7 protein-coding genes are annotated in these 11,791 nt (G+C 74.4%); 6 read left to right on the forward strand and 1 reads right to left on the reverse strand.

Going from position 1 to position 11,791, the window contains the following annotated elements:
• Positions 1-129: 129 nt before the first annotated feature.
• The 5 genes from ilvN (at position 130) to ACIO9K_RS31460 (ending at position 7,669) form a co-directional block, all read left to right on the forward strand.
• Positions 130-654, forward strand: a complete 525-nt coding sequence (ilvN, locus tag ACIO9K_RS31440; protein WP_030302941.1) for an acetolactate synthase small subunit — start codon at positions 130-132, stop codon at positions 652-654.
• 116 nt (positions 655-770) lie between these two features.
• Positions 771-1,769: a ketol-acid reductoisomerase gene (gene ilvC / locus ACIO9K_RS31445; RefSeq protein ID WP_063347727.1), complete on the forward strand. Its 999-nt coding sequence runs from the start codon at positions 771-773 to the stop codon at positions 1,767-1,769.
• Between the two features lie 237 nt (positions 1,770-2,006).
• Positions 2,007-3,596, forward strand: a complete 1,590-nt coding sequence (gene serA, locus ACIO9K_RS31450; protein WP_363378782.1) for a phosphoglycerate dehydrogenase — start codon at positions 2,007-2,009, stop codon at positions 3,594-3,596.
• Between the two features lie 282 nt (positions 3,597-3,878).
• Positions 3,879-4,040 carry a hypothetical protein gene (locus ACIO9K_RS31455; protein WP_363626253.1) on the forward strand — a complete coding sequence of 54 codons (162 nt, stop codon included), beginning with the start codon at positions 3,879-3,881 and terminating at the stop codon, positions 4,038-4,040.
• Positions 4,041-4,336: 296 nt separating this feature from the next.
• Entirely contained in the window at positions 4,337-7,669 is a 3,333-nt protein-coding gene (locus ACIO9K_RS31460; RefSeq protein WP_400334994.1) for a S8 family serine peptidase, read from the forward strand.
• Between the two features lie 134 nt (positions 7,670-7,803).
• On the opposite strand, the gene ACIO9K_RS31465 is transcribed toward ACIO9K_RS31460, so the two are convergent.
• Positions 7,804-10,293, reverse strand: coding sequence for a YfhO family protein (locus ACIO9K_RS31465; RefSeq protein WP_400334996.1), 2,490 nt, complete (start codon positions 10,291-10,293; stop codon positions 7,804-7,806).
• Between the two features lie 360 nt (positions 10,294-10,653).
• Between ACIO9K_RS31465 and ACIO9K_RS31470 the strand changes: the two genes are divergently transcribed.
• On the forward strand, positions 10,654-11,718 hold the full coding sequence (locus ACIO9K_RS31470) for a 3-isopropylmalate dehydrogenase (protein WP_363626247.1): 1,065 nt from the start codon (positions 10,654-10,656) through the stop codon (positions 11,716-11,718).
• Positions 11,719-11,791: the final 73 nt, after the last annotated feature.

Below are 11,791 nucleotides of genomic sequence, written 5' to 3' on the forward strand. Positions count from 1 at the left end.
ATGGTCTGGCCGATGGTCGCGGCCGGCACCAGCAACGACGAGATCCAGTTCGCCAAGGGCATCCGCCCCGACTTCGGCGACGACCTCGACTAACGCCCCCCTTCAACTCCAGAGCGCCTGAGGAACCCCATGTCCAAGCACACCCTCTCCGTCCTGGTCGAGAACAAGCCCGGCGTGCTCGCCCGCATCGCCGCCCTGTTCTCCCGTCGGGGCTTCAACATCGACTCCCTCGCCGTCGGCCCGACCGAGCATCCGGACGTGTCCCGGATGACCATCGTGGTCAACGTCGAGGACCTCCCGCTGGAACAGGTCACCAAGCAGCTCAACAAGCTCGTGAACGTGATAAAGATCGTCGAACTCGACCAGTCCGCTGCGATCCAGCGGGAACTGGTCCTGGTGAAGGTCCGCGCCGACAACGAGACCCGGTCGCAGATCGTCGAGATCGTCCAGTTGTTCCGTGCCAAGACCGTCGACGTGTCCCCGGACGCGGTGACCATCGAGGCCACCGGAAGCTCGGACAAGCTGGAGGCCATGCTCCGGATGCTGGAGCCTTACGGCATCAAGGAGTTGGTCCAGTCCGGCCTGGTCGCCATCGGGCGCGGCGCCCGTTCGATCACGGACCGCTCGTTGCGCGCCCTCGACCGCAGCGCCTGAGCACCCTTTGAGACGCCGACCGTCTCACACCCTGAAGCACCGCCCCACACCCCCGCCGGTACGCCTACCGTAGAGAGCGCGTACCCGGCAACCATCACGCAAGGAGATGTGCCCCCGTGGCCGAGCTGTTCTACGAAGACGACGCCGACCTGTCCATCATCCAGGGCCGCAAGGTCGCGGTCATCGGCTACGGCAGCCAGGGCCACGCCCACGCGCTGTCCCTGCGCGACTCCGGCGCCGACGTCCGGGTCGGCCTGAAGCCGGAGTCCAAGTCCCGTGCCAAGGCGGAGGAGGCCGGCCTGCGCGTCGTCACCCCGGCCGAGGCCGCGGCCGAGGCCGACGTCATCATGATCCTGGTGCCGGACCCGATCCAGGCCGACGTCTACGAGGCCGACATCGCCCCGCACCTGAAGGCCGGCGACGCCCTGTTCTTCGGCCACGGCCTGAACATCCGCTTCGGCTTCATCAAGCCCCCGGCGGACGTCGACGTCTGCATGGTCGCCCCGAAGGGCCCGGGCCACCTGGTCCGCCGCCAGTACGAGGAGGGCCGCGGCGTCCCCGCGATCGTCGCCGTCGAGCAGGACGCCTCCGGCAAGGCCTTCGACCTGGCGCTGTCCTACGCCAAGGGCCTGGGCGCCACCAAGGCCGGCGTCATCAAGACCACCTTCACCGAGGAGACCGAGACCGACCTGTTCGGTGAGCAGGCCGTCCTCTGCGGTGGCACCGCCGCCCTGGTGAAGGCCGGTTTCGAGACCCTGGTCGAGGCCGGCTACCAGCCGGAGATCGCCTACTTCGAGTGCCTGCACGAGCTGAAGCTCATCGTCGACCTGATGTACGAGGGCGGCCTGGAGAAGATGCGCTGGTCGGTCTCCGAGACCGCCGAGTGGGGCGACTACGTCACCGGCCCGCGGATCATCACCGACGCCACCAAGGCCGAGATGAGGAAGGTCCTCGCCGAGATCCAGGACGGCACCTTCGCCAACACCTGGATCGCCGAGTACAAGGCCGGTCTGCCCAAGTACAACGAGTACAAGAAGGCCGACGAGGACCACCTGCTGGAGACCACCGGCAAGAAGCTGCGCTCGCTGATGAGCTGGGTCGACGACAAGGCCTGAACCGGCCTCGGGCTCTGCCCGATTTTGTAACTTCCTTGTACAAGTAGGCTGCTCTCGTCCGGGTGATTTCGCCGGACGGGAGCAGCCTGGTACCCAGCCCGTCGATACACTCCGAGTGCGCGTCAGGCCCACAGCGTCGTGCGTCTACCTACGCGGCATGCCACCTTCCCCCCGCCGTCCACGCCACCCACGTGCCGGGGAGAACCGCAGAGTTAAGGACACACTGTCGTGAGCACTGTGACATCCAAAACCGCCGTCGTCCTGATCGCCGAAGAGCTGTCGCCCGCCACCGTCGACGCCCTCGGCCCCGACTTCGAGATCCGCCACTGCAACGGCGCCGACCGCACCGAGCTGCTCGGCGCGATCGCCGACGTCGACGCGATCCTGATCCGCTCCGCCACCAAGGTCGACGCGGAGGCGCTGGCCGTCGCCCGCAAGCTCAAGGTGGTCGCCCGGGCCGGGGTCGGCCTGGACAACGTGGACGTCGCCGCCGCCACCAAGGCCGGCGTGATGGTCGTGAACGCGCCGACCTCCAACATCGTCACCGCCGCCGAACTCGCCTGCGGCCTGCTGATCTCCGTCGCCCGCAACATCGCGCCGGCCAACGCCGCGCTCAAGCAGGGCGAGTGGAAGCGCAACAAGTACACCGGCGTCGAGCTGAGCGAGAAGACCCTCGGCGTCGTCGGCCTCGGCCGGATCGGCGTCCTGGTCGCCCAGCGGATGTCCGCGTTCGGCATGAAGATCGTCGCGTACGACCCCTACATCCAGGCCGCCCGCGCCGCCCAGATGGGCGTCAAGCTGGTCACCCTGGAGGAGCTGCTGGAGGTCTCGGACTTCATCACCGTCCACCTCCCCAAGACCCCCGAGACCATCGGCCTGATCGGCGACGAGGCGCTGCACAAGGTCAAGCCGACCGTGCGCATCGTCAACGCCGCCCGCGGCGGCATCGTGGACGAGGAGGCGCTCGCCAACGCCCTGCGCGACGGCCGGGTGGCCGGCGCCGGCCTGGACGTGTACGCCAAGGAGCCGTGCACCGACTCCCCGCTGTTCGGCTTCGACAACGTGGTCGCCACCCCGCACCTGGGCGCCTCCACCGACGAGGCGCAGGAGAAGGCCGGCATCGCCGTCGCCAAGTCGGTGCGCCTGGCGCTGGCCGGCGAGCTGGTGCCGGACGCCGTCAACGTCCAGGGCGGCGTGATCGCCGAGGACGTGCGCCCGGGCCTGCCGCTGGCCGAGAAGCTCGGCCGGATCTTCACCGCGCTGGCCGGCGAGGTCGCCGTCCGGCTCGACGTCGAGGTCCGCGGCGAGATCACCCAGCACGACGTGAAGGTGCTCGAACTGTCCGCGCTGAAGGGCGTGTTCGAGGACGTGGTGGCGGAGACGGTGTCCTACGTCAACGCCCCGCTGTTCGCCCAGGAGCGCGGCGTCGAGGTCCGCCTGACCACCTCCAGCGAGAGCGCCGAGCACCGCAACGTGATCACCGTCCGCGGCACGCTCGCGAACGGCGAGGAGATCGCCATCTCCGGCACCCTGGCCGGCCCGAAGCAGACCCAGAAGATCGTCGGCGTGGACGCCTTCGACGTGGACGTCGCGCTCACCGACCACATGGCCTTCTTCAAGTACGAGGACCGCCCCGGCGTGGTCGGCGTGCTCGGCCGCCACCTCGGCGACGCCGGCATCAACATCGCCGGCATGCAGGTCGCCCGCGACGGCGGCGGCGCGCTCGCCTCCATCACCGTGGACAGCCAGATCCCGCAGGACGTGCTGTCGGCGATCGCCGCCGAGATCGGCGCCCGCTTCGCCCGCTCGGTCGACCTGGGCGCCTGAGCCCGACGCCCCCCGGGGCCCGGACCGCCGTTCGCCGGCGGTCCGGGCCCCGCTGCGTTCCCCCGGGTGGCTCCCGTCTCAGATACTAGGAAATCCAAGTATTCGTGCAGACACGGCCCGGGCCCGGTCGTACCGTGGAAGGGCGATACGGCGTGCCGACCCTGTAGACAGGGCGTTCGGCCCGTGTCCGCGTGCGCCTTCACGGGCAGGCGATCCCTGCCCCCGCGCGTACCCCTCCCCCTCCCGCGCCCTCTTCGGGGCGCCGCTTCCAAGGAGCCCGGTATGCCCCTCACCGTCGACCGCCACGCCACCCCCACCCCCGCCGCCACCCCCGTCCGCGCCCCGCGCCGCCGCCGGGCCGCCGAACGGAACCCCTTCGCCGCCGCCGCCCTGCAGCGGGCGCTGGACCGCCGCGACAACGGCGGCTCGACCGGGCACCTCTGACGGAACCGCTGGCGGGCGTCGCCGGCGGGGCCCGTCCGTCAGGTGTTGTCGGGCGGCGCCCCCGCGGCTTCGCCGGCCCGCCGCCGGCCCGGCCGTTCATCCGCCGAATAGGCCGCTCGGGCTGCCGTCAGGTCACCCGGTCGAGTGCAACCGGCGCCCGTCCGAGGGAAGTTGCTCGCGCTCTTCGGCGCGATCATCCTAATTTGGGGCCCCCGGAAGGGTGATCGACGTTCGCGCGGGCGGGCGTCAGCGACACGGTGTGCGGATCAGTCCCCCTGCCGGGGGAAGAGGGCCCAGTGCGCCTGCCATCCGTCCGCCGACCCGTCACCCGGATCGGACTCACCCTGGCCCTGCTGGCCGGGAGCGCGGCGCTCGCCGCCACCCCGGCCTCCGGCGGGCCCCCGACGGAGCCGTCGAGGGCCCGCCGAACGGCCTCCGTCCTGCTCGAACTCGGCACCGAGCCGGCCGGGCCCGCCTGGCGGCGCGCCGCCGACGGGGCCCGGCGGGCCCAGCGCTCCCCGGAGGCCGCCCGCCGGGAGGCCGCGGACGCCGGCGCCGCCCAGCGGGCCAGGGCCGGCGAAGCCCTCGACCGGCTCGCCGCGGCCGTCCACCGGGCGGCGCCCACCGCCGGCGAGCTCTACCGCACCCGCACCCTGATCACCGGCCTCGCCGTCGACGCGCCCGCCGACCGGCTGCCCGCCCTGCGCGCGCTGCCCGGCGTCCGGGCCGTCCACCCGATCGTCCGCAAGCAGCGGGACAACGCCTACTCCGTCCCGCTGATCGGCGCCCCGCAGGTCTGGGCCGGTGCCACCGGCGACGGCAACACCGGCCAGGGGGTGCGGATCGGGATCATCGACAGCGGCATCGACTACACCCACGCCGACTTCGGCGGCCCCGGCACCGAGGCCGCCTTCCGCTCCGTCGAACGCGGCAAGCCCGCCCCGCCCGACCTGTTCCCCAACGCCAAGGTGATCGGCGGCAAGGACCTGGTCGGCGACGACTACGACCCCGACCCGTCCTCCCCGCACCACCAGCCCGTCCCGCACCCCAGCGACAATCCGATCGACTGCGACCGCAACGGGCACGGCACCCACGTCGCCGGCACCGCCGCCGGCTACGGCGTCACCGCCGACGGCCACCCGTACACCGGCCCCTACCGGCCCGGACTCGACCCCGCCGGGTTCAAGGTCGGCCCCGGCGCCGCCCCCGGTGCCCAGCTGTACGCGATCCGGGTCTTCGGCTGCGACGGCTCCACCGACCGGCTCGCCCAGGCCCTCGACCTCGCCGCCGACCCCAACGGCGACGGCGACCTCGGCGACCGCCTCGACGTCGTCAACCTCTCCCTCGGCAGCCGCTTCGGCAGCCCCGACGACACCGATGCCCTCGCCGTCGACCGGCTCGCCGCCCTCGGCACCGTCGTGGTCGCCGCCGTCGGCAACGACGGCGACGTCTACGGCATCGGCGGCAGCCCCGGCACCGCCGCCCGGGCCATCACCGTCGCCGCCTCCGTCGACCAGCACAGCGACACCGACGGCCTCACCGTGCTCGCCCCCGCCGACCTGGCCGGCGTCGTCCCGGCCCACTGGAGCGAGCGCTACCAGGGCTGGTCCAGCGCCGACGTCAGCGGCCAACTCGCCATGCCCGCCGACCAGTCCGACGGCTGCGCCGCCTACAGCGAAGCCGACCGGCAGCGGCTCGCCGGAAAGATCGCCGTCCTCACCTGGCGCACCCGCGACTCCGAACGGGCCTGCAACTCCGGCCCCCGCGCCGACCACGCCGCCGACGCCGGTGCGATCGGCGCCCTCTACGCCGCCGACACCGACCACCTCGCCGAGATCTCCGGCAACGACCGCATCCCGGCCGCCCTGCTCGCCCACGCCGACGGCGAACGGCTCCGGCAGGCCGCCGCGGCCGGGCCGGTCGAGGTCCGCCTCGCCGCCCCCGGCAACCCGCTGCACGGTTCCGTCTCCCAGAACCAGCCCGCCCGCACCGACACCCTCACCGACTTCTCCTCCCGCGGCATCGGCGTCCCCGGCATCGTCAAACCCGACCTCGCCGCCCCCGGCGAGACCATCTGGTCCGCCCTCGTCGGCAGCGGCAGCGGCGGCCAGCGCGAGGACGGCACCTCGATGGCCACCCCGCACATCACCGGCCTCGCCGCCCTCGTCCGCGCCGCCCACCGCGACTGGCCGGTCGAACAGCTCAAGGCCGCGCTCATGAACACCGCCGTCGACACCTGGCTCGGCGACGACCACGGCGGACCGGTCTACGGCCCCGAGCGCACCGGCGCCGGCCGCGCCCAGGTCGACCGGGCCGTCCACACCCCCGTCGTCGCCTACGCGGCCGGCGACGGAGCTGCCGAAGGCAGCGTCGGCGTCTCCTACGGGCCGGTCGAGATCGCCGGGCCGACCGCCCTCGGCCGCGACATCGAGGTGCGCAACCACGCGGATCGGCCGCTGAGCTACCGCACCGGCTACGCGGCCGCCACCGAACTGCCCGGCGCCACCTTCGAGGTGACGCCGGACCAGGTCGACGTCCCGGCCGGCGGCACCGCGCGGGTGCACGTCACCCTCGCCGTCCCCGGGGAGCTGGGCCGGGCTCCCGACCCCACCATCGACACCGTGCAGGACGGCAAGGCCCGCAGCTACCGCGCCGAACTCTCCGGCCGCGTCCTGCTCACCCCCGTCACCGACCCGGCCCTGCCCCAGCTGCGCGTCCCCGTCCTCGCCGCCCCGCGCCCGGCCACCGACCTCACCGCCACCGCCGCCGCCCGCACCACCCGGGACGGCACCGTCCTGATGCTCGGCGGCAGCGCCGCCCCCGGCAACCGGCCCGGACTCGTCACCGCCCTCACCCTCGGCGGCGAAGGCCCCCGCTGGGCCGACTGCCCGCCCGACAGCGAAGCCGCCGTCGGGCCCGGGGCCGGCGTCCGACCCGACGACGCCGAGCCGGCCGACCCCCCGCAGGACGTCTGCGTCCAGCAGCCCGGCGACCGGGCCGCCAACCTGCGGGTCGTCGGTGCCGCCACCAGCTCCGACCTGCTGTACGTGGGCGCCCAGCTCTGGGCCCCGGCCGCCACCCCGGTCGGGCTCTACGGCGTCCGGGTCTCCCTGGACACCGACGGCGACGGCGCCACCGACGTCATCCTCGAAGCCGACCGGCTGCGCGGCAGCGACGTCCTGGTCTCCCGCGCCCTCGACGCCCGAACCGGCGCCGAACTCGACGTCCAGCCTCTGAACGGCCACTGGGGCGACACCGACACCGCCCTGCTGGACGGTGACGCCCTCGTCCTCCCCGTCCGGCTGAGCGCGCTCCCGGGCGTCCGGGAAGGCCACAGCACCGTCCACTACGGCGTCTGGACCAGCACCGTCGCCCCCGGCACACCCGACCCGGCCGAGTCCTACTCCGCCATCGGCCTGCGCGGCACCCGCCCCGTCCTGGCCCTCGACGTCCTGCACCCCGCCGTCGACATCCGTGCCGGCCTCGGCGGCCCCGCGGCCCTCGCCACCCCGGTCCGGCCCGGCACCGTCCTCGACATCCGCCGTGCCCCCGGCGACACCTCCCGCCTGCTCCTGCTCCACCACCTCAACCCCGCCGCCCGCCGGAGCCAGCTGATCACCCTGCCCTGACCGCACCTGCCCGAGGGGCGGCCCGCCGAGCTGGCGGGCCGCCCCCGTGCGTTTGCGCCACGCCTCGCCGTGGTGCCGACGGCCGTCGGCCGTGCCCGGCAGGGTCCGCCCTGGTTGTCTCAGGCCTGGTCGCCTCAGCCCCGGTCAGCGGCCTGGGCGGCCTGGGCGGCGAGCCGACGGGTGCGGCGGGGGGCGCGGGCCGGGCGGCGGGAGAAACGGGTGAAGACGGCGACCAGGGCGAGGGCGGCGGCGGTGGCGGAGCTGACGGTGAGGCCCTCGGTGAGACCGGGCGGGCGGAAGGAGCAGGCGACGCGGTCGGCGCCGGCGCCGAGCGGTACGCCGATCATGCCCAGGACGGGCGTCGGCGGGACGTACCGGCCGCCGCCCGCCGCGCAGGTCCAGCCCTCGGCGGCCGGGACGGACAGCAGCGCGGTGCCGGTGGAGCCGGCCGGGAGGGCCGCGGCGAGGGTGTGCCCGCCGGCCGCCACGCCGGTCGCGCCGGTGGCGGTGAGACGGGCGACGGCGTCGTCCAGGGCGCCGGGGCGCAGGCAGCCGATCGGGCGGGCCGGGATCTGGCCGACCGTGTCGGAGCGCAGGGTCACCCGGACCGTCCCGTCGGCGGGGACCGGCCCCAGCCGGTGGATCGCGACGGCGGTGGTGGGCTGTTCGCCGTCGCTGCGGTAGGTGGTGCCGAGACCGCTGACCGTGCCCCGGTACCAGACGCCGTGGAAGTAGGCCGTGCCGCCGGGGGTGCAGGCGGCGGTGAGGACGGTGCCCTCGGCGCCGCCGGGCAGCGACCAGCCGCTGGTGCCGTGCAGGGTGGGCGCGGGGCCGCCGGCCGGGACGGGCAGCGGGGCCTCGTACACCCGGCTGCCGAGCAGTGACTCCTGCCGGGACCAGACCGAGGAGGTGTCCGGCCGGGCGCCGGGCGGCAGGACGGTGACCAGCGGCGGCGCGGCGGCCCGCCCGGGGGTGAAGCCGGTCGGGGGCGGCCCGTCGTCGAGGTGGGAGCGGACGGCGAACAGGGCCTGCCCGACCGGATCGGTGACGCTGGCGGTCTGCCGCCCGCCCGCCGTCCAGCCCGCGCCGAGGTCGTGCAGCAGCAGGGCGGCGACGGTCGGCAGGTAGCCGCTGAAGTAGCCGCCGCCCTGGCCGTCGAGCAGCAGCGGATCGTTGGTGGTGAAGGCGTGCGGGCCGGGGTCGCTGCGGCCCCGGGGCCACGCGGCGCCGTCGCGCACCGCCGCGTACCCGGCCCGGACGGCGCTGGCGGAGGCGGTGTCGGCCGGGGCGGCGAGCGCCGCGTACCCGGACCAGACGGCGTTGCCGAGCACCGCGCCGGCCAGCACCCAGGTCGCCAGGGCGGTGGCCCGGCGGTCGGTGTGCCGGCGGTCGAGGGTCCAGAGCGCGGCGAGCAGGACGACCCCGCCGGCGGCCAGCAGTGTCCGGGTGGAGGCGCGGACCGAGTGCCGGCCCGCCGCCAGCGCGGCGATCACCGCGACCACGGCGGCGCCGCCCAGCAGGGTGAGCCGGTCCGGCCGGTGCGCCAGCGACACCCAGCCGGCCAGCACCAGCAGGCCGCTGAGCGCGAACGCGACCCGGTACGGCCCGCCGGCCGGGATCGCCAGACCGTGCCAGACCACCACGGTCGGGGTCCAGACGAAGCTGAGCACCACCAGCACCAGCGCCCCGCACCAGACCGCCCGCTCCCGCACCCGCACCCGCCGGTTGAACGGCAGCCCGCACACCAGCAGCAGCCCCAGCAGACCGATCGCGACGTCCGGCAGCGGCCGCCCGCCGTGGGTGGCGGGCAGCAGCTGCGCGAGGTGCCCGCCGAGCCCGGACGGGCCGAGCGGCTGCACCGGGGACTCCGGCTGGGCGCCGTGCGCGGCCCGGACGGCGACGAACAGCACGGGCGAGGCGAGCAGGACGCCGGTGGTGGCCATGGTGAAGGCCCGCCCGGCGACCCGGACCCGGTGGCGCAACGGCCGCGGGGTGGCGAACAGGCGGACGGCCAGCAGCAGCCCGGCCATCAGGGTGGCCAGCGCGGCGGTGTACAGGTTGCCGGCCCAGGCGAGGGTGACGCACAGCGAGCCGGCCACCCAGCGCCGCTCGCGCAGGCACCAGTCGGCGGCCAGGCCGAGCAGCGGCAGCGAGACCAGGCCCCAGAGCCACATCGGCGCCGCCCCGCCGACGTCGAGCACCCAGGCGCAGAGCCCGTACCCGACGGCGGCGAGCGCCCGCAGCCAGTGCGGGCCGGCGTGCAGCCGGCCGAGCAGGTGGGCCATCAGGGCGGTGCCGAGGCCGATGGTGGCGAGGGTGACCAGGAGGAGCGCGAACCGGCCCTGGTCGCGGGGGAGGAGGGCGGTCGCCCAGGAGAACGGGTTCATCAGGTAGGCGAAGAAGTCGGCGAGGAACGGGACGCCGTAGCCGCTGTTCCAGTTGAACAGGAGGTCCCCGGCCGCCCGTCCGTGCATCAGGTCCCACAGGTGGGCGTGGTACGGCAGGGCGGCCTCGCCCGCCCCCGTCGGCCACGCCCCGCGCAGCCCCACCGCGAGCGCGTACCCGCCCGCCGCCAGCCCGGCCGCGCTCCCGCAGACCAGCACCTCCCGCCGCCGCACGCCCATTGCTGCTCGACCCCGTTTCCGCGAGGGATTGCCGGACCCCGTCACCCTAAGCGCGCTCCCCGCGCGGATCAGGCCCCCCGCGCTCCCTCGTAGGGGTGATGAGGTGGCAGCCCGGCGGATCGGCCTGCGATGGTGCCCCCGTGGGAAGGAAACCCGACCTTGCGATGCCGGGGTGGCTGCGCCCTCCGGCTACCGGCTACACCGCGGACGACCTGGATCGGCTACGGGATCTCCCGCCCCACACCGAGCTGCTCTTCGGCGGCCTGGTCTTCTCCGCCCGTCAGACGACGTTCCATGCCCGGACGTCCGGATGGTGGACGCCGGGTGTCAGCCCCTGGGACACCGGAGTAGGGTCCGAGCATGTCTCGCACGATTCGTCTCGCAGTTGTCCCGGGTGACGGCATCGGCCAGGAAGTGGTGGCCGAAGGTCTCAAGGTCCTGGGTGCCGTGCTTCCCGCCGACGTGAAGCTGGAGACCACCGAGTACGACCTCGGCGCCCGGCGCTACCACCGGACCGGGGAGACCCTGCCGGACAGCGTGCTGGCCGAGCTGAAGTCGCACGACGCGATCCTGCTGGGCGCCATCGGCGACCCGAGCGTGCCGTCGGGCGTGCTGGAGCGGGGGCTGCTGCTGAAGCTGCGGTTCGCCTTCGACCACCACATCAACCTGCGTCCGGGCCGCCTGTTCCCCGGGGTGAAGTCCCCGCTGGCCGGCACTGAGTCCGACGGCGCGTCTCCGACACGACGAGCCATCGACTTCGTGGTGGTCCGCGAGGGCACCGAGGGCCCGTACGTCGGCAACGGCGGCTCGCTGCGCACCGGGACGCCGCAGGAGGTGGCCACCGAGGTCAGCCTGAACACCGCGTTCGGCATCGAGCGCGTGGTGCGCGACGCCTACCGCCGGGCCCAGGCGCGTCCGCGCAAGAAGCTGACGCTGGTGCACAAGAACAACGTGCTGGTGCACGCCGGGCACCTGTGGTCGCGGATCTTCGCGGAGGTCGGCCGGGAGTTCCCGGAGGTCACCACCGACTACCTGCACGTCGACGCGGCGACGATCTTCTTCGTCACCCAGCCGGAGCGTTTCGACGTCATCGTCACCGACAACCTGTTCGGCGACATCCTGACCGACCTGGCCGCCGCCGTCACCGGCGGGATCGGCCTGGCCGCGAGCGGCAACATCAACCCGGGCGGCGAGTTCCCGTCGATGTTCGAGCCGGTGCACGGTTCGGCGCCGGACATCGCGGGCCAGGGCAAGGCCGACCCGACGGCCACCGTGCTGTCGGTCGCCATGCTGCTGGAGCACCTGGGCTTCGCCGCCGAGGCCGCCCGGGTGGAGGCCGCCGTCGCGGCGGACCTGGCCGAGCGCACCGGCACCCGCAGCACCTCCGAGGTCGGCGACGCGCTGGTCACCCGAGTAGCCGGCTGACGGGCCGGATCCGCTTGACGGACTCCGGCCCACGGGCCGGGGCCGACAACGGTCGCGGCCCGGCGGGCCGCAC

The organism is Kitasatospora sp. NPDC087271 (genome assembly GCF_044744605.1).
Lineage (GTDB): Bacteria > Actinomycetota > Actinomycetes > Streptomycetales > Streptomycetaceae > Kitasatospora.

Bases quoted from the DNA above. Each gene is read 5' to 3' on its own strand.
- ACIO9K_RS31465 (WP_400334996.1), bottom strand. From the start codon at position 10,293: ATGGGCGTGCGGCGGCGGGAGGTGCTGGTCTGCGGGAGCGCGGCCGGG.
- ACIO9K_RS31455 (WP_363626253.1), top strand. From the start codon at position 3,879: ATGCCCCTCACCGTCGACCGCCACGCCACCCCCACCCCCGCCGCCACC.
- ACIO9K_RS31470 (WP_363626247.1), top strand. From the start codon at position 10,654: ATGTCTCGCACGATTCGTCTCGCAGTTGTCCCGGGTGACGGCATCGGC.
- ilvN (WP_030302941.1), top strand. From the start codon at position 130: ATGTCCAAGCACACCCTCTCCGTCCTGGTCGAGAACAAGCCCGGCGTG.